The organism is Collinsella aerofaciens (assembly GCF_039062365.1).
In the GTDB taxonomy this organism is placed as follows: Bacteria; Actinomycetota; Coriobacteriia; order Coriobacteriales; family Coriobacteriaceae; genus Collinsella.
The window spans coordinates 1-17798 of record NZ_JBCJBI010000009.1 but is presented as its reverse complement, the minus strand read 5'-3'; the positions used below and the strand labels follow the sequence as shown (position 1 = coordinate 17798).

Sequence of the window (17798 nt, the reverse complement as noted above, 5' to 3'; positions counted from 1 at the left end):
CCATCTATTGCATTACTCCGGACGCTTGGCATTCCAAACGATGGCACCATCGAGCACTTCGACGTCCTCGACGTCTGCCTGGGTGCCCGTGATGGAAGCGTAGTGGCAAAGCGGCTCGATGACGGCGATCTCATAGAGGCGCTCCTGAGCCTCGGCCCACTTCTTGGCCGCGGCGTCGGTGTCCTTGGCGGTGCGGGTCTCGGCCACGAGCTTGAGCGCCTTCTCGTCGGACAGGCCATAGAAGGCCTTGGAGACCGAGAGGGACTGGGCCGGGATGGGCTTGTAGTTGGTGGAGGCCACAAAGAGGTCCCACTGCTCGGGCTTGCCGGAGCGGATGTCCATAAAGGTCGCGAACTCGTAGCTGTCGACCTCGGCGGTGAAGCCGGCCTTCTCGAGCTGCTCCTGCAGCGCGACGGTGGCGTTGTACATATCCTTGTAGTCGGGGGTGGTCAGCAGCTTGACCGTCTCACCGGCATAGGAGGTCTTGGCCAGGGCCTTCTTGGCGGCCTTGGCGTCGGCCTGGTTAAAGTACTTCTTGCCCGCGTCAGTCGCCCACTGAGTGTTCTCGGGGTTGCCAAGGTTGGGATCGATGTTGAAGAGCTCCTTCTCGCCATAGGCGGCAAGAGCGGCCGCCTCGCAGTCGATAGCCATGAGGGCGCACTTGCGGATCTCCTCGTCGGCGAAGACGCCCTCGTTCATGTTGAGGAAGGCGGTCAGAACGCCGGCGTTATGGGTGTAGAGCTTGACGTCGTCGTTGCCGTCGAAGTCGTGGTAGTTCTCGGTGGGGATCTCGCCAGCGATATCGTACTCGCCGGTCTCAAACCCGCTCACACGCGTGGAGGCCTCGGTCACGAACTGATAGTAGATGTCCTTGGTAGGCGCGGAGACCTTGCCGGTGTAGCCCGAAGCCTTGCCGTGGGCGGCGACATAGTCCTCGTAGCGGGTGAGATGGATGTACTGGTCCTGCTTCCACTCCACCAACTTGTAGGCACCGGTACCCACGTATTCGGTCACGCCGGTATCGCCCGCGGCCTCGATGACCTCGGAGGGGAAGATGCCCGGATACTGGGAGTGGTTGCCCAGGATGATCAGAAAGTCGATGGCGGGCTCGGTCAGCGTGCAGGTGACCTCGTGGTCGCCCGAGGCGGCGAAGGTGGCGCCGGGCAGCAGTCTCGCGGCGCGGTCGTTGACGGTGAGCCAGCGGTTCATCGAGGCCACGACGTCCTCGGAGCCAAACTCCTTGCCGTTGTGGAAGGTGACGCCCTCGCGCAGCTTGATGGTGTAGGTCAGGCCGTCGTCGGAGACCTCATAGCCCTTGGCCAGCACGGGCTGGGGCTCGTAGTCGCTATCGAGGCCAAAGAGCGGCTCGACAACGTTGCAGATGACGTCCATGGTCACAAGCGACGACGTGGTGTGCGGATCGAGCCCGTCCGGGCTCGCCGGTAACGCGATCTGCAGCTCGTCGCGATACTCCACATCCTGGCCGGTGGCAGCGGCGCTACCGCTCTCGGCGCCCGAACCGCCGCAGCCGGTGAGGCCGAGGCCCGCCATGACGCACAGGGCAGCGGAGCCGGTCAGAAAACCGCGACGGGAAACGCCCGCCTTGAAAAGGTCGTTGTTCATTGAGTTCCTTTCGTGTCTGAACAAACGGACAGAATCTGCCGGGACGGCGGAAATCCCCGCCCCGGCAGCTATGCGAAGCCGATCGGCGCCCTGCGGAGCATCCGGACACCGACCAGCATGGCAACAGAGAAATCCCTATCGCATGGATAGGAACACCCGGCGGCACAGCCTAGCGCAGGTGCGGCTAAATCGTCTCGAGGAAGGCCTCGATGCGGGTCTGGAGCTGGCCTGCATCCTCGCCGGCGTAGTCGGTCGTGATGTGCATAAACGGAATGCCGGCCTGCTCGGCGGCCTTCTCCACGGCAAACGACTCCATCTCGTAGAGCGTGCAGAACTGTAGGGCCACGTCGACGATGCCGTCGGCATGCAGGTCCTTGGCCATCTGGACAATGTCCTTCATACGCTGATCGTTGGGCGTAAAGACGGCGCAGTTGATCTTAAAGTAGCGCTCGGCGATGGCGTCGAGCATCTCGTCGACCGTCTCGCCGGACTCGTCGACCAGGTCCTTGTAGTAGCGCGAGCCCGTGCAGGACTCCTCGCCCACCACGACGCCGCCGGCTTTCTCGATGAGGTTGAATAGCTTCCAGTTGGGCACGGCCATGGGCGTGCCGGTGTACAGGATGCGCTTGGTCCCCTTGGGCGCCACGCCCTCGCCGGCCTCGACACGCTGCTCGCACTCAGCCGCCATATCGTTGATGGCTCCGGTCAGACGCGGCGTGTCGTCCATAAAGGCGGCCTGAACGGTCAGCAGGCTATCGAGACCGCTGATGGGCGCCGGGTCGGCAGCGCGCGTGGCTGCGAGGCGCTGCAGGGCGCGACGCTTCTCATTGACGGCGTGGATGGCGACCTTCAGACGCTCGGGCGTAATCTTGACGCCACACTCTTCCTCGATCTTGGCGGCGAGCTTCTTGACCTCGGCCTTCCAGGTCACGAGCGTCGACTCGTCGTGTACGTTGGGAATATCCATGACGTACATGTTCTTTTGCGTGGCAAAGAACTCGTAGGCTTTCTTCTTGCCATCGCAGGTGTTCTCGCCTACCACCAGGTCGCTCGACTCGATGTAGGGGCAAACCTCGCCCAGCTTAAAGCCGGCAAAGCTCTTGATAAGCGGACAGGTGTTGCGCGGCAGGTGCTCCTCGACCTTATCGGTTGCCCAATCGGCACCAGAGCACAGACCCACGGGGATACCGTCGCAGGCGAGCACAATCTCCTCGGGCACATAGACGCAGAACGAACCGACGATCTTGGTGGCCTCGCCGGCTTCCTTCTTGTCGAGCATCTCCTTAATACGGCCGCTGTGGATGTTGGTGGCCACAAAGTCCAGGTAGGACGTGGACTTGGGGCGATTGTTCTGCGTCAGGAACATATCGCCGTACATCTGGCCCACGGCGCCCAGCAGCATGTCGTGGTCGGCAAGATTCATGCCGAGGCTCTCCCACATCGGATGGAAATCGAATTCTTCAGCCATAACGGTTCCCCTCTCGAACCAAAAACGGATAACAGCGGTATCGATGCACGACGAGCGGCGATTGCCCGGCCGTGCTCAAACCCGGAATTTTAGGGAACCTGCTTTGCGGTCGATTATTTAGTTGTGCGTCGTCTCTCCCGGAGCCGTGAACATACCTGCTCATATGCGACTCCGAGCCATATACAGGGCGCGCGCGGCAACGCGGCGAATGTATGTCGTCTGCGGCATGTGCGCACCCTCCTTTACAAGTTGAGGTCAACTATATCAACGATCGTCGACCATGCGAACACCGTTGACATTCGTACGACAGCGTCGCGTGCCGTAGTTTAATAAATAATTATCTTTATTGATAAGAGTTTGCCATCCTTCATTCGGCGAACGGCAAGACAAAGCCGCCGAGGCCTATATCCCCGACGGCATTACCCGGCGCTATCGACAAACCAAATGGATCCTACTCGCATCGAAGTGCATGCGCAGGCTCTCGCCTGCTTGCGGCAGCTCGTCGACAGGCACGCCCACTTTGTTGACCTTCCACTGCAGACGCGTGGGCGCATCGACGCGCGGCACGTCCAGCAACACCAGCCGCTCAAAGCGCGAATCGCTCACACGGGCCACATGCAAGTCGTAACTGTTGCGACCCCGCTCCGCGCGATTGTCAACATGGAAGTAGCTTGCGCGAATGCCCAAGTACGCCACATTATCGGGAACCTCGCGACCCACGTTAAAGCTCATGCCCCAGTCGAGGGCCTCAACTTCTTCGTCGCCGATCTTGCGCGCCCGGCTTGTGTTCTTGCAGCCCGTCAGGCGCAGCGCCGCCAGCGTCTGCGGACGGCGGACCACGTCCTCGACGGAGCCGATCTCCTCAACATGCCCGTCGTGCATCACGCAGATGCGCTGGCACAGGCGGCACGCTTCGTCGATGTCGTGGCTCACGTAGAGCACGGTGCGGTTGCATACATCGAACAGGTCGAGCATGTTCTGCTCGAGGGCGCTCTTAAGATAGGAATCGAGTGCGCTCATGGGCTCGTCGAACATAAAGATGCCCGGATGCGCCGCCACCATGCGCGCAAGCGCCACACGTTGCTGCTGACCGCCCGAGAGTCGCACGGGATAGCGGTCGGCAAAATCGGCCAGTCCAAAGATACCCAGGTAGCGCTCGGCAAGCTGCTTGCGCGCCGCGGCGTCTCCCGCGCCCTTTACACCGGCGCATACGTTGTCGGCCACCGTCATGTTGGGAAACAGCTGATAGTTTTGGAACAACAGGGCGCATTTTCGCTCCTGGGGCGACAGGTCGATGCCCGCCGCCGAGTCAAAAAAGGTCACGCCGTTGACGACGATCTTGCCCTCGTCGGGCGTTTCCACACCGGCAATGCAGCGCAGCGTACAGCTCTTGCCGCAACCCGAGGCGCCCAGCAGCGCCACGCGCTCCTCGCCGGCCTCAAGCTGCATGTCGAGCATAAACCCGGGATAGTGCTTTTTTATATCCAGAACGAGCGGCATGGCTTATCGACCTCCCTGCGGCGCCGCATCATCGCGCATGAGCTCGGCCAGCGCCTCGCGATCGATACGCAAGGCATCGCCGCCCGCCGGGTCGAGCGAATCGCCCTGTCCGGTGAGATCTTTGGCCTGTTTGCGCTCCGCACGGGAAAGGCCACGCTCGCGATACTTTTGCGAATGAGCGGTGTACATGTTGATAAACAGGATGACCAGGAAACTAAACACAATCACGACGACGACCCAAAAGAGGGCCACCGACGTGTTGCCGCCCATCCACTCAAAGTAGATGGCGATGGGAATGGTCTGCGTAATACCGGCGTAGTTGCCCGCAAAGAACAGCGTGCAGCCAAACTCGCCCATCGCGCGGGCAAAGGCGAGCACCGTGCCGGCGGCAATAGAGGGCCACCCAAGCGGCATCATAAGCTTGGTAAAGATGCGACGCTCGGACCAGCCCAGCGTGCGCGCCGCATCGAGCATCTGCGTGTCGAGACTCTCGAAGGCTCCGAGCGCCGTGCGGTAGACCAGCGGAAACGACACAACGACGGCCGAAATGACCGCCGCGGGCCAGGTAAAGACGATCGAGATGCCGTGCGCGATGAGCCACTGGCCCACCCCGGTCGAGCGGCCAAACAGCATAAGGAGCAGAAAGCCGCAGACCGTAGGCGGCAGCACCATAGGAATCGTAAAGACCGAATCGAGCAGGCCCTTGATGCGACTCAAGGTACCCACAGTCTTCCACGCGGCGAACAGGCCCAGCGCAAAGGAGATCAGCAGGGCAAGGCCGCTCGTTTTTATGGACACCCAAAACGGGCGATAGTCGATGTCGCCCAATAAGGAGGCCAGAGAGGTCAAGGGCCCCTGCTCATCCCGCAACACGACAGACGATGCCTCTACCATTTGAGCGCTATCAAGCCAACGCGCGCCGCCCTTGGCATCACCCGAGGCTGATGTAATCACCACATAGCGGTCCCCATCCGCACCGCGCTCGTCAAAGCCATAGGTATACCCGCCGGTATCAAACGTTGTTTCCGGCGTGACATACCAAGGAAGATCCACGTCCCCCAGCTGCGCACCTCCCATGCAGTTTGCGCTGTCGAGCTCACAGACGAGGGCTTTGAGACCCGATACGCACTCGTTGTCCTGCGGATCCAATCCATACTTCTCGACCGCCTTGGGCGATATCCACACCACAACGCGATCGGCAGCAGGCGCCACTACAAGGTCCACGTCCTCGTCAACGGGAAACCGGTAACCCTCAGGCTGGCCCTCCATGGCGCGAGCAGTCCCCTTGGCCAGCCGCTCAAAACCCTCGATCCCATAGGAAAGCCCATGGGCGGTCGCAGCAACCTGGGCCCCGTCCTCAGCGTCCCCAGCAAACGCAAATCCCGGCACCCAGCAAAGCGCGAAGGTCAAAGCACAGGCGACAAGCATGCGGAATCTATTAAGCACGAAAAGCTCCAAGCGAATACAAGGACGGAGTGAAACACAAAACGATGGAATTATCGCGCCAAGCCGCACTACGCGGAAAGCTCAAAGCCGTACTTGGCCCAAATCTTCTGGGCCTTTTTGTTGGTCAGACAGAAGTCGATGAACGCCTTGGCTTCGTCGGCATGCTCGGAGCTCTCGGCGACAGCGCCCGGATACACGATGGGCTTGTGCGAGTCCTCGGGACACACGAAGGCCTCCTCGATGCCGTCGTAGCGGAAGATATCGGAGCTGTAGACAAAACCGGCCACGCAGTCGCCTGTGGACACATAGGCGGCGGCGGTACCAACTTTGTCGGCCAGTGCGACCTTGTCGGCGATCTCGGAAGCATACTCGCCGTCGTCGCCCTCGGTGCCGGTATAGAGGCCCACGGAGGCCAGAGCCTGGTTGGCGTACTTTCCGGCGGGAACGGTCTTGGCGTCGCCGATGGCGATCTTGCCGTCCAGATTCGCGACGTCGGCGATGGCCTCGACCTTGGTGTCGGAGCCCTCGGTGCGAATGATCACGAGGTCGTTGACAAACATATCCTCGCGGGTGTCGGCGTCGACGAGCTCAGCGGTCTCAGCGTCATCCATGGTGCCCTTGGAAGCAGTGATGAGCACGTCGACCGTGGCGCCGGCACGCATCTGCTCAACGAGGTCGCCGGAGGCCTTAAACTGCGTGTCGGCAAAGGTGGTGCCGGTCTGGTCGGTGTAGAGCTCTTGGACCTCGGGAAGGGCCTTCTCGAGGGAGTTAGCAGCGAAGACCTGAAGCTCGACAGCTTTCTTGGAAGATGCCTTAGCAGAACCGGCATCGGATCCGGCCGGCTCGGACGTCTTGCTGCCCGAGCAGCCGGCAAGACCAAGGCCGGCAGCGGCGACAGCAGAAAGCGAGACGAATTCGCGGCGAGAAACCATATCGAACATATTCAACCCTTTCGGACCTTGTGCCCGGGTACCCCACCGCGGGCTTTAATCTGCAACCAGATTATACTTCTGCGCGAATAATGATAGTGAGAAATTATTCTCGCCAGAGAATATAGTTTCGAGTTAGCGTGCACCTCGGCGTCGCTTCGGCGGAAAACAAAGGCGGAGCAGCCCGTAAGGTCGCTCCGCCGCAGGCAGTGCGCTTATTTGGCGTGCCCGCCGCCCGCCGTCATCTGGGCCGCATGCTCCAGCTGGTCCGCTATGGCCTCCCAGCTTTCGCGGGCGGCCTTCGTGGAACCGGGAAAGTTTACGACAAGTGTATGACCTCGTTGCATGCAAATAGCGCGCGAGAGCATGGCGCGGCGCGTCTTGGTCATGGAGTATGCGCGAATCGCCTCTGCAATACCCGGCACATCGCGGTCGCAGACGGCACGCGTCGCCTCGGGCGTCACGTCGCGCATCGAAAGTCCCGTGCCGCCACAGGTGAGCACGACATTGGCGTGGCACTCATCGGCAGCTTCCACAATGGCATCACCGATCTCGCTGGCGTCGTCGCGCACGACCACATGTGAGACGACCGTCCAGCCCTGCGCCTCGATAAGTTCCTCGAGTGCGGCTCCAGCCTCGTCCTGAGCAAGATCGCGCGTATCCGAGCACGTCACGATCGAAATCTTCAACTCCATAGTCTTCCTCCTACAACACCGTTCCCTCGGGCAGGTCGACGCGCACGACATCCACGACGTCGCCCGCCTTAAGCTCGCACGGTCCTTCGTCAATACGCAACAGGCAGTTCGCGTGCTGCATAGTTCCGAGCAGCGCCGAGTTCTGCGTCTTAGCCTCGGTCACCAACAGCTCACCGGTCTCGGGGTCGCGCAAAACCGTGGCGCGATCGAAGAAGCGTCGGTCCTGGCGCTTCTTCACGCCGTGCGTCAATATCGCCTGCTGCACGGGACGCGCACCCTCGGCAAAGCCGCGCATCTTGCGGATCGCCGGACGGGCAAGCATCTCAAAGCCTACATACGCCGCGGCCGGATTGCCTGAAAGCCCTAGGTAGGGCTTACCCCCGAGCAAGCCAAACGTGATGGCCTTGCCCGGACGCATCGAGATGCGATCGAACAGCACCTCGCCCTCGCGCCTGACCAGCGCCGTCACATAGTCGTAATCGCCCGAAGAGGCGCCGCCGCTCGTAATGACAAAGTCGCACTCCTGCACGGCACGATGAACCAGCTCGGCAATCGCCTGCTCATCATCGGGCGCAATGCCGTAGAACACGGGCTCGGCGCCGGCATCGAGCGCTTCGGCCATCAACGCCGACGAGTTGGAGTCGCGAATCTGCCCGCGCGCCGGCAGCTCACTCGGAGCGACCAGCTCCGTGCCCAGCGAGATAATGCCCACGCGCGGAGCGGCATGGACCTTCACGCTCGCGTATCCGGCGCTTGCCAGCAGACCCGCGCCCGCCGGAGCCACAACCTCGCCAGCACGCATCACGACGTCGCCGGCATGGGCCTCCTCGGCGGCAGAGCGAACGTTCTCCCCCACCCTGGCCGGCGCCGAGAACCTCACACACGAGCCCTCGTTGCCGTCACCGTCGAGCACATCGACGATCTCGTATTTCACCACGGCATCGGCACCTTCGGGTACCGGCGCGCCCGTCATGATGCGGACTGTCTCGCCCGCGCCGATTACGCCCTCAAACACATGTCCAGCAGCCTCGTGTCCGATAACGTCGAGCGTCACCGGCGCCTCGCCAGATGCCTGTGCCAAGTCCGCCGAGCGCACGGCATATCCGTCCATAGCGCTGTTGGCAAACGGCGAGATATCGATATCGGCCACCGCGTCCTCGGCCAAGGGAAAACCAGCCGCCTGCCACACGGGAATCTCGATGAGATCCGTCGGAGCAACGTGCGACAGGACAATCGACTGTGCGTCATCCAGCGGAATGAGTTTCTCTGCCATATGCACCTCTTAATGTCACGGCGCACAACAGGGGCGCCGATTCTTTATGCTTGTCACAGTATAATCCCCCGACGCACGACCGCGACTCGGCCTGTACCCGCAAATACACCTGTCGGTTGCAGGCTGCGAAACAGAATGGAAACCAACCCACCGGCTCGTCGCGTTTGCCGCGTTTTATAATGCTTGCGTTACAACCTAAAAGAGGAACGTATGGCTCATAACGACAAACCCGAAAGCGCAAACGAGGCGCAGGATCATTCCCAGCCGCTCGACGACGGCGGCTTTTTCTCCCTGAACGACATCATCACGGCAGGCAGGCATCAGATCACCCGCTCCGAGCATCTCTTGGCTGCCGACACGCGCCGCAACGCCCGCAACCTACTCGCGAGCGCTAAGTTACTCGTACTCGTCGTCATCGTCTCGCTCGCCATGGGCGTTGCCGCTTGGGCGTTTTTGGCCTCGTTGAATATCGCGACCGACTATCGCGAGCACCATGTGTGGGTCTACGCACTGCTTCCCGTTGTGGGCGTTGCCACCGCATGGGTGTACAAAAACCACGGTCTTGCCGCCAAACGCGGTAACAACCTGGTCATCGACTCCGCTCTGGGCACACGCCTCATCCATATGCGCATGGCCGTCCTCACCTTCGTCTGCTCCACGCTCACGCACCTAACGGGTGGATCGGCCGGTCGAGAGGGAGCCGCGGTTCAGATTGGCGGCACCATCGCCAGCAACATCTCGAGCCTCGCCCACCTTAAAAAGCATGACCACCACGACCTCATGCTCGCCGGCATCTCGTCGGCCTTTGGCGCCGTATTCGGCTCGCCCCTTGCCGGAGCTTTCTTTGGCATGGAGATGTGCTTTATCGGCAAAATCGACTACACCGCGGGCATCTACTGCCTGGTCGCCTCGTTTACCGGCTACTTTACGTCGCTTGCCTTGGGAACCGAGTACGAAGCGAATGTTATAGCCAGCGTTCCCAACATGACACCACGGACGGTTGTCATCGTTGTTATCAGCGCCATTATCTTCGGTTTGACGGCACGCCTCTTTGCCTGGTCGGTTCGAACCGTCAAGAGCCTGTACGGTCGCTTTATCACCAATTACCTTATTCGCGCACTCATAGGCGCACTCGTGGTTTTGGCCGCCTATGCCCTCCTCGACGCCTGGGACTACGCCGGCCTTTCCACGTGGCTTTCCGGCGCCGGTTTTGCAGGCAACACCACCCTGGCGGACGCAGCCATCAAGTTGGTCGTCACAGCGCTTACCCTGGGCGCGGGCTTCCAAGGCGGCGAGGTCACGCCCCTGTTTGGCATCGGTGCGGCACTCGGTGGCTGGATCGGTTGCCTTACCGGGCTCGATCCCAGTTTTCTGGCGGCTCTCGGCATGCTCGGCGTGTTCTGCGCCGGCCTCAACGTGCCCATCACCACCTGCATGATGGCCATCGACCTGTTCCACGGCACGGCAGCCGGGTTCTTTGTCATCGTGGCCTTTATCAGCTACCTAACCGCCGGACACCGCGGCGTATACCCCGCCCAGCGCATCATCTCACCCAAGCGCCGTTCGCTTATTGTGGATGAGGGCGGTACGGTAGCGGATGCTATCGAGCGCCACAACGACCTGATAGAGTAGACGTTAGTATTCGCCGTGCAGCCACAATCGGGGGCAATCCGACCTGAGCGCGACCGCACTGCCATGTCACACGCCGGGAGTCGCCCCATGCACGCAACTGATTTTGGTCGCACGCTCATCATCGCCAACCCAGCCGCCCAGTCGGGCGCCGCGCATGAGGTTGCCGAGCGCCTGCAGCGCTTTTTGGATATGACCGCGCGCGCATCCCAGTTTGACTTGGTGCTAACCGAGCGCATGGGACACGCCAAGGAGCTGGCCGCCCAAGCAACGGACTATCGCACCGTTATCGCACTCGGCGGCGACGGCGTAATCCACGAGATCGTCAACGGGCTTATGACACAAAAGGAGGACGCCCGCCCCGCTCTTGCCGTCCTGCCCGTGGGCTCCGGCAACGATTTTGCCCAGACGCTCGGCATCGACGATTTCTCCGGCAAGGATTTTGGCGCGCTGCTCACCTGTGAGCTGCAGCGTCAGGACATCGGGCGCATTCGCTCGTGGAACCCCGCAAGCGGTAGCGGCGAGGCTTCCGTTGAGCACTACGACCAAACGCTTTCGGTCGGGATCGATGCCGCCATCGGCCTTGGCACCACCGAGCTGCGCAAAAAGACCGGCTTGACAGGCGCACCGCTCTACACCCTCTCGGGACTTGAGCAGTTTGGTCTACGCTATCGCAACTACCCCATGACAGTCAGCTTTGACGGCGCGCCCGCCGAGCGCGTGAGGGCGATCATCATGGCGATTCAGCTGGGCCCCACGTATGGCTCGGGCTATCGCATCTGCCCCGATGCCGACCCCTGCGACGGCATGCTCGACGTCTGCTACGCCTGCGGCCCCGTCCCCCGTGCGGTCGCGCTTCCCATGTTCCTTTCGGCCAAGGACGGCCACCATACCAAGTTGCCACCGGTTCGCATGCGCCGCTGTCGCCACGCCGAGCTCACCTTTGAGGAGCCCGACTACCCCATCCAGACCGACGGCGAGCCCGTTGTCGCCTCGCGCATCGAGGTGGACGTCCTCGGCGGAGCCCTTCACGTCTGGCACCCCACCCGCTAAACCCACCTAAGTTGCGGTGAAATAGGGACTGTTTATGCATCTAAAGCCGCAAAACAGTCCCTATTTCACCGCAACTTATGAAGAGATCATTCGTCGCTGCCCGGTTTGCGACGGTTAGCCTTTTTAATCGCGTTGAAGTGCTTGTCATTGAGCCTGCGCTGGCGAGAGCGCTGAGGCACCTTGGTCTTTACGCGTCGGCGCGGTGGACGCCCGCGACGCTCAAGCTCAGCACGCAGCTTACGCAGGCAGCTACTACGGTTTTGGAACTGGCTACGGCTCTCGCGCGCCGTCACGGTAATCCCCGTGGGCCCATGCTTCATGCGCACCGCCGAGTCCGTCGTGTTCACGCCCTGCCCACCCGGGCCCGTCGCGCGAAACACCTGCACCTCGCAATCGCGCGCCAACTCCTCGGCCGGCATCTCGGCAAAGCGCGCATACTCACGCCATCCCATCTTGTTCTCATCCATATCAACACCTCCCCTCATACAAAAAATGTGACAAAGGGACAGTCCCTTTGTCACATCACATACCAATCGCTTGTGTTGCGCGCTTAGGCGAAGGTGATCTCGCCGGTCTCGCAGTCCATATCGGCGATACGGGCCAGGCTCTCGACGCGGAAGCCGCGCTCGCGGAGCTTATCGCCACCGCCCTGGAAGCCCTTCTCCACCGCAATGCCAATACCGGATACCTCGGCACCCGCAGCCTCGCAGATCTTGATAAGACCCTCGAGCGCGCAGCCGTTGGCCAAAAAGTCGTCGATAATCAGGACCTTGTCACCCTCGGACAGGAAGCGCTTACCAACGATGACCGGGTACTCTTTCTGCTTGGTAAAGGAGTAGATGGTCGTGGCATACTGCTCGCCGTCGAGGTTGATGGACTGCGCCTTCTTGGCAAAGACAACCGGCACGCCGCCAAAATGCTGGGCCGCGATGCAAGCCATGCCAATGCCCGAAGCCTCGATCGTCAGGATCTTGTTGATCTCGACGCCCTCGAACAGACGGGCCCACTCGGCGCCCATGTGGTCGAACAACTCAACGTCGCACTGGTGGTTGAGGAAGGCATCAACCTTAAGGACGTTACCGGCCTTTACGATGCCGTCATGGCGAATACGATCCTCAAGCTCCTGCATGGCGCAACCCCTTCTCGCGGCAACGATACCGCGCGATTAATAAACGTTGTTCGATAGTCTACCACGGACCGACCCCCGCCCGCCCCACAAGCCGCATCGCACCACAAACCAGTCTTTTTGGGACGGCGCGAATCGTGGCAGACAGCCTCCCAACACGCTAATGGCGGGCGCGCATCTTCACCAAACGCACCATGGCAAGCGCAAAGCCCACAGCGGCCACAGCCATGAGTACGTAGAACACCGAGCGAAAGCCGAATAGGAATACATCCGGACGGCCTGCAACAAAACTGGTCACGGCCTCGCCCATCGCCATGCTCATCTGCCCATACAGGATATGCGACGCCGCCGTAATGCCGAGTGCCATGCCGGCGTAGCGCGCCAGGCTGCCCAGGCTGCCCGCAAAGCCGAGCGCTTCGCGCGGAGCTGAGCCCATATACAGCGAGTTGTTGGGGCTCTGGAAAATCGACGTGCCACACGACATAAACGCAACGCAGCACACGATCACAGGGATAGAAGAGCGCTCGTCGAGCGTGCTTACCGCAAAGAGACCGCACACGTACACGCCCAGGCCGACCGCCGTGGGGCCCTCGCAGCCAACACGGTCCGAAACCGTACCCGAAAGCGGTCCGATAAAGGCATTCACCATCGGCAGCGCCAAAAAGAGCAATCCGGAAATGTCGGAACCAAAGCCATGGGCGTCCTGAAAATAGAACGGCAGGATAAACTCGGATGCGCCAATACCAACGAACACGATGAGCATGCAGGCAAGGTTGATGGTGAAGGCCGAATTTGCAAAGCAGCGACGAGCGGCCTCGATCAGGGACATGGGGCGCTCGCCGGCCTCCGGCTTAACATGCGGCAGCGTGTAGAGCCCCACGATAAACGAGATGACGCCAATGGGCAGGTTGATGAGGAAGATGCTCTCCCAAGGAAAGCTTGCCACCAGCATGCCGCCGAGCACGGGGCCACACATCATGCCGAGGGCCACAAAGGTCGCAAGAATACCCATGGCACGGCCTCGTTCGCGCGCCGGAAACGACTCGGTGATGATACCCATGTTGTTAGCCATGGCCGCCGCGCAACCGACGCCCTGCACAATGCGTGCCAGAATAAGAACCTCGAGCGAGGCCGAAAGGCCGCACAGCAGCGAACCGACCGAAAAGACGATGACGCCCAACTGGAACACATTCACCTTGCCGCGCACGTCGCCCAGACGGCCAAACGGCAACATAGCCACGCAAGTCGCAAGCAGATACACCGAGCTTACCAGCTGAATGCGATCGAGGCCCACGCCCAGCTCCTTTTGCATCACGGGCAGCGCCACGGTCACGACGGTCGAATCCAGACACACCATAAACGTCATGATGAGCACGGTAAACAGAATCGCCCACTTGTTCTTGCCATGGGTGTCGCCCTCTAGGGCAATGTGCTCGCGGCGCAGCTGCTCTGCGGTTTTCTCCATATCCATCCTTTCGAGTGGCCCAACGCAAAAACGGGGCCCCAATCGCCTGTAAACAGTCGCGATTGGGGTCCCGCCTACGGAATCGGAACTAAAGGTCGCCGAAGCTTTCTGCCAGCATCGGCGCATTATGCGAACGCTAGCCTAGCACTGCTCGAGCGCCTGCTCAAGGTCGGCAATCAGATCGGCCGTGTCCTCGAGGCCGCACGACAGGCGCACCATGTCGGCGGAGATACCGCAGGCGATGAGTTCCTCGTCGTTCATCTGGCGATGCGTAGCGTTAGCAGGATGCAGGCAGCAAGTGCGGGCGTCGGCAACGTGCGTGGCGATCTGGGCGAGCTTGAGGCTCTTCATAAAGGTCTCGGCCGCCGCGCGACCACCGTTAAAGCCAAAGCTCACAACGCCGCAGGTACCGTTGGGCATGTACTTCTGAGCGATGTCATAGTACTTATCGCCCTCCAGGCCCGGATAGCTCACGAAGCGCACCTTGGGATGGCTCTGCAGGAACTTGGCAACGGCCAGGCCGTTCTCGCAATGACGCGGCATGCGCACATGCAGGCTCTCGAGCGAGCTGTTCAGGAAGAAGGCCGCCTGCGGATTCTGCATAGGACCAAGATCGCGCATGAGCTGAGCGGTTGCCTTGGTAATGAAGGCACCCTCGCGACCAAACTTCTCGGCATAGGTTACGCCGTGGTAGCTCTCATCGGGCGTGGTAAGACCCGGGAACTTGTCCGCATGAGCCATCCAGTCAAACTGGCCGTGGTCAACGATCACGCCGCCCAGGTAGGCAGCATGTCCATCCATGTACTTGGTGGTGGAGTGCGTAACGATGTCGGCGCCCCACTCAAAGGGACGGCACATCACAGGCGTCGGGAAGGTGTTGTCGACCATCAGCGGTACGCCGTGGTCATGTGCGGCCTTGGCAAAGCGCTCAATATCGAGCACGGCAAGGGCGGGGTTGGCAATCGTCTCGCCAAAGACGAGCTTGGTATTGGGCTCAAAGGCTGCCTCGAGCTCCTCATCGGTGCAGTCGGGGGCGACGAACGTGCAGGTCACGCCCATGCGGCCCATGGTGTGGGCGAGCAGGTTATACGTACCGCCGTAAATGGCAGAGCTAGCGACCACATGATCGCCGGCACCGGCCACGTTAAAGATCGCGAGGAAGTTCGCAGCCATGCCCGAGCTCGTGAGCATCGCGGCGGTGCCTCCCTCCATCTCGCAGATCTTGGCGGCAACCAGATCGCACGTGGGGTTCTGCAGGCGGCTGTAGAAGTAGCCCGACTCCTCCAGGTCAAACAGCTTACCCATATGCTCCGACGTGTCGTACTTCCACGTGGTGGACTGGTAGATGGGCACCTGGCGCGGCTCGGCATCTCCCGGGTGATAGCCGCCCTGAACACATGTAGTACCGATGGTCTGCTCGCTCATATCTAGCTCCCTTGCCTGGGTTACGTTTTATTCGGTTCACGATACCGCTACCCCGCACCCCTCTCAACCCATCCCCAAGGTAGGTTATGGGACAAATTGATCAGGGGTATTTATCTCAAGCTTTGGGCATTTGCTCGATAGATAAAAACGAGGCATACATGAAGCTCTCGATGATTACATGCCCCGTCACGGGTACCATAGGCGGGTACACCGTGACCAAGGAGACAACGATGAAGCAAATCGATACGGCCCAGCTCGACATCACCGCCTGTCAGGCTCAAGCTGCCGAATATCACGCCCGCGGCTTTAACTGCGCCCAGGCCGTCGCTTGCACGCTCGCGCCCGCCGTCGGGCTCGACCCCCAGGTCGCCTTTACCCTCACCGAGGGCTTTGGCGCCGGCATGGGCGGCATGACCGAAACCTGCGGCGCCATCTCGGGCGCCGTAGCCATCATGGGCTTTGTAATGAGCGACGGCATGGAAAACCCCAAGACTAAGGGACAGACCTACAAGCTGTCGCGCGAGATCGCCAAGCGTTTTGGCGAGAAGAACACGACGACCGTCTGCGGCACGCTCAAGGGCATCGGATCGGATAAGGGTCCGCTCCGCAGCTGCCCCGGTTGCATCGACGATGCCGTCGAGATTGCCTGCGATGTGCTAAAGCAGCTCGCCGAGTAATCGACAGCAACAGCAAAACGACGGCCGGCGCGCTTTGGATCCATCCAAAAGCACGCCGGCCGTCGCCGTTAGAACTCGGCAAATTCGGGAGCTCCGACCTCAATCTCCTCACGCCCCGCCATAAGCTCGCGCATCTTAGCGCAAAACGGCTCCTGCTCCCCCGCCTTAAACACCAAATGAAGTGTCACGGCATCCGCGTAATCGGTATCCGAAACCTTGGCACCCGAATCCTGCGCCAAACGAAGCACCTGCTCGTACTGCGGATAGGCCACATGCACGTCAACCAGCACGACGCTTGTCATCTCAACGATCTGCCCGGCCTCCTGAGCCGCGGCCACCGCCGCCTGCGTCGCCGCGGTATAGGCGCGCACTAATCCACCAGGCCCCAATAGCGTGCCACCAAAATAGCGCGTCACTACGCAGCAAACATTTTTGAGCCCTGCGCCGCGCAACACCTCGAGCGTCGGCATACCGCTCGTGCGGCTCGGCTCGCCGTCATCGCTCTGGCGCTCGCGTCCATCGACCAAAATCCACGCGGGAACATTGTGTCGAGCGTCGTAATGACGCTTGCGAACCATCTCGATAAAGGCATTCGCCTCATCCTCGGACTCAATATGGACCAGCTGGGCAATAAACCGGCTCTTGCGGTCCACAAACTCGCCCGAAGCCTCAATATTCGATTGCAGAGTAAAATAGCTGTCCAACAAAGCCCCTCAACAAAACTAAGCGCGGCAACAAACAGCCTCAATAATACGGCAAAGGCCGTACCGATTGTCAGGGTAACAAAAATGCCAAGTGGGCCTATAAGCCGGGTTCTGTCGTGAACGGTCATTTATCTTGTCTGTACGTTACCGTGCAGCTCCACGCACGCTACCCGAACGCGGACCGGGCCGGCCCATAGCGTTCCTATTCGCGCTTGCTCCGGATGGGGCTTGCCAAGCCGCCGTGTTGCCACGACGCTGGTGGTCTCTTACACCACCGTTTCAGCTTTTCCCTTTACGCCTTGCGGCGCAGGTGGGAGTCTTCTTTTCTGCGGCGCTTTCCGTCGGATCACTCCGCCCGGCCGTTAGCCGGCATCCCGCCCTCTGGAGCCCGGACTTTCCTCACGCGTGCTGCAAGCAGCACATCGCGCGACCGTCTGGCCCACTCAGCAGTGCAAGAGTGTAGCACACCGTTGCCGCAGGCAGTGGCACAACACAAGCGTTCGACACGATAAACCAAGAACCACGCCATGCAGTACAATAGAGTCGTCGATGGGCAACGTCGTCAGTCGAGACACGGCCGCGCTCCGCACCCCTCCGTCTACTCGGTGTGTTCCCGCCTCCTCCCCGAGGCGGGATGTCGGCATTTTTTCATGCACCGACAATCCAATAGCCTGTGGACAGCCCGGCAGCATTGCGCATCTCGGCGCCAAATCAGAACCACCCTTAAAAAGGGTGGTTTGCTCTTAGGGTATAACCCACGGGCCCCGGGCTCGCGTCTAAAGGCG

15 protein-coding genes and 1 other RNA gene are annotated in these 17798 nt (G+C 60.9%); 3 read left to right on the top strand and 13 right to left on the bottom strand.

Annotated elements, in window-relative coordinates; all coding sequences use genetic code 11:
* Window positions 1–12: 12 nt before the first annotated feature.
* The 7 genes from ABCN01_RS05890 to ABCN01_RS05860 all read right to left on the bottom strand — a co-directional run bounded on the left by ABCN01_RS05890 (window position 13) and on the right by ABCN01_RS05860 (window position 8934).
* Window positions 13–1623 carry an ABC transporter substrate-binding protein gene (locus ABCN01_RS05890; RefSeq protein WP_342996538.1) on the bottom strand — a complete coding sequence of 537 codons (1611 nt, stop codon included), beginning with the start codon at window positions 1621–1623 and terminating at the stop codon, window positions 13–15.
* A 184-nt stretch (window positions 1624–1807) separates the two neighbouring features.
* Window positions 1808–3091 carry a double-cubane-cluster-containing anaerobic reductase gene (locus ABCN01_RS05885; RefSeq protein ID WP_342996540.1) on the bottom strand — a complete coding sequence of 428 codons (1284 nt, stop codon included), beginning with the start codon at window positions 3089–3091 and terminating at the stop codon, window positions 1808–1810.
* Between the two features lie 429 nt (window positions 3092–3520).
* A complete protein-coding gene (locus ABCN01_RS05880; protein ID WP_342996541.1) occupies window positions 3521–4591 on the bottom strand; it encodes a sulfate/molybdate ABC transporter ATP-binding protein in 1071 nt (356 codons plus the stop codon).
* 3 nt (window positions 4592–4594) lie between these two features.
* Window positions 4595–6037 (bottom strand): molybdate ABC transporter permease subunit, encoded by a 1443-nt coding sequence (gene modB / locus ABCN01_RS05875; RefSeq protein ID WP_342996542.1) that lies wholly within the window; start codon window positions 6035–6037, stop codon window positions 4595–4597.
* Window positions 6038–6105: 68 nt separating this feature from the next.
* Window positions 6106–6978 (bottom strand): molybdate ABC transporter substrate-binding protein, encoded by an 873-nt coding sequence (gene modA / locus ABCN01_RS05870; RefSeq protein WP_342996543.1) that lies wholly within the window; start codon window positions 6976–6978, stop codon window positions 6106–6108.
* 203 nt (window positions 6979–7181) lie between these two features.
* Window positions 7182–7661, bottom strand: coding sequence for a MogA/MoaB family molybdenum cofactor biosynthesis protein (locus ABCN01_RS05865; RefSeq protein ID WP_342996544.1), 480 nt, complete (start codon window positions 7659–7661; stop codon window positions 7182–7184).
* Window positions 7662–7671: 10 nt separating this feature from the next.
* Complete coding sequence (locus tag ABCN01_RS05860) at window positions 7672–8934, bottom strand: molybdopterin molybdotransferase MoeA (RefSeq protein WP_342996545.1); 1263 nt, start codon at window positions 8932–8934, stop codon at window positions 7672–7674.
* Window positions 8935–9144: 210 nt separating this feature from the next.
* Here ABCN01_RS05860 and ABCN01_RS05855 point away from each other — a divergent pair, with 210 nt between their 5' ends.
* Both ABCN01_RS05855 and ABCN01_RS05850 read left to right on the top strand, forming a co-directional pair.
* Window positions 9145–10566, top strand: a complete 1422-nt coding sequence (locus tag ABCN01_RS05855) for a chloride channel protein (protein WP_342996546.1) — start codon at window positions 9145–9147, stop codon at window positions 10564–10566.
* A gap of 87 nt (window positions 10567–10653) precedes the next feature.
* Window positions 10654–11616: a diacylglycerol/lipid kinase family protein gene (locus tag ABCN01_RS05850; protein ID WP_342996547.1), complete on the top strand. Its 963-nt coding sequence runs from the start codon at window positions 10654–10656 to the stop codon at window positions 11614–11616.
* 86 nt (window positions 11617–11702) lie between these two features.
* Here the strand turns inward: ABCN01_RS05850 and ABCN01_RS05845 are convergent, their stop codons facing one another.
* From ABCN01_RS05845 to ABCN01_RS05830, 4 genes are all read right to left on the bottom strand, one after another.
* Complete coding sequence (locus ABCN01_RS05845; protein WP_425458735.1) at window positions 11703–12083, bottom strand: peptide chain release factor family protein; 381 nt, start codon at window positions 12081–12083, stop codon at window positions 11703–11705.
* An 83-nt stretch (window positions 12084–12166) separates the two neighbouring features.
* Entirely contained in the window at window positions 12167–12745 is a 579-nt protein-coding gene (locus ABCN01_RS05840; protein WP_022095227.1) for a xanthine phosphoribosyltransferase, read from the bottom strand.
* 157 nt (window positions 12746–12902) lie between these two features.
* On the bottom strand, window positions 12903–14207 hold the full coding sequence (locus ABCN01_RS05835) for an MFS transporter (protein WP_342996548.1): 1305 nt from the start codon (window positions 14205–14207) through the stop codon (window positions 12903–12905).
* A gap of 141 nt (window positions 14208–14348) precedes the next feature.
* Window positions 14349–15632, bottom strand: coding sequence for an O-acetylhomoserine aminocarboxypropyltransferase/cysteine synthase family protein (locus tag ABCN01_RS05830; protein WP_006234141.1), 1284 nt, complete (start codon window positions 15630–15632; stop codon window positions 14349–14351).
* Window positions 15633–15862: 230 nt separating this feature from the next.
* Here ABCN01_RS05830 and ABCN01_RS05825 point away from each other — a divergent pair, with 230 nt between their 5' ends.
* Window positions 15863–16309 carry a C-GCAxxG-C-C family protein gene (locus ABCN01_RS05825; RefSeq protein ID WP_055251626.1) on the top strand — a complete coding sequence of 149 codons (447 nt, stop codon included), beginning with the start codon at window positions 15863–15865 and terminating at the stop codon, window positions 16307–16309.
* Window positions 16310–16377: 68 nt separating this feature from the next.
* Here ABCN01_RS05825 and ABCN01_RS05820 read toward each other — a convergent pair whose 3' ends face one another.
* Both ABCN01_RS05820 and rnpB read right to left on the bottom strand, forming a co-directional pair.
* Window positions 16378–17016, bottom strand: a complete 639-nt coding sequence (locus ABCN01_RS05820; RefSeq protein ID WP_342996549.1) for a YigZ family protein — start codon at window positions 17014–17016, stop codon at window positions 16378–16380.
* An 81-nt stretch (window positions 17017–17097) separates the two neighbouring features.
* Window positions 17098–17459: RNase P RNA component class A (rnpB, locus tag ABCN01_RS05815), an RNA gene on the bottom strand.
* Window positions 17460–17798: the final 339 nt, after the last annotated feature.

Bases quoted from the DNA above. Each gene is read 5' to 3' on its own strand.
- ABCN01_RS05825 (WP_055251626.1), top strand. From the start codon at position 15,863: ATGAAGCAAATCGATACGGCCCAGCTCGACATCACCGCCTGTCAGGCT.
- ABCN01_RS05860 (WP_342996545.1), bottom strand. From the start codon at position 8,934: ATGGCAGAGAAACTCATTCCGCTGGATGACGCACAGTCGATTGTCCTG.
- ABCN01_RS05835 (WP_342996548.1), bottom strand. From the start codon at position 14,207: ATGGAGAAAACCGCAGAGCAGCTGCGCCGCGAGCACATTGCCCTAGAG.
- modA (WP_342996543.1), bottom strand. From the start codon at position 6,978: ATGTTCGATATGGTTTCTCGCCGCGAATTCGTCTCGCTTTCTGCTGTC.
- ABCN01_RS05885 (WP_342996540.1), bottom strand. From the start codon at position 3,091: ATGGCTGAAGAATTCGATTTCCATCCGATGTGGGAGAGCCTCGGCATG.
- ABCN01_RS05890 (WP_342996538.1), bottom strand. From the start codon at position 1,623: ATGAACAACGACCTTTTCAAGGCGGGCGTTTCCCGTCGCGGTTTTCTG.
- ABCN01_RS05855 (WP_342996546.1), top strand. From the start codon at position 9,145: ATGGCTCATAACGACAAACCCGAAAGCGCAAACGAGGCGCAGGATCAT.
- ABCN01_RS05845 (WP_425458735.1), bottom strand. From the start codon at position 12,083: ATGGATGAGAACAAGATGGGATGGCGTGAGTATGCGCGCTTTGCCGAG.
- ABCN01_RS05840 (WP_022095227.1), bottom strand. From the start codon at position 12,745: ATGCAGGAGCTTGAGGATCGTATTCGCCATGACGGCATCGTAAAGGCC.
- ABCN01_RS05830 (WP_006234141.1), bottom strand. From the start codon at position 15,632: ATGAGCGAGCAGACCATCGGTACTACATGTGTTCAGGGCGGCTATCAC.
- ABCN01_RS05865 (WP_342996544.1), bottom strand. From the start codon at position 7,661: ATGGAGTTGAAGATTTCGATCGTGACGTGCTCGGATACGCGCGATCTT.
- ABCN01_RS05880 (WP_342996541.1), bottom strand. From the start codon at position 4,591: ATGCCGCTCGTTCTGGATATAAAAAAGCACTATCCCGGGTTTATGCTC.
- ABCN01_RS05850 (WP_342996547.1), top strand. From the start codon at position 10,654: ATGCACGCAACTGATTTTGGTCGCACGCTCATCATCGCCAACCCAGCC.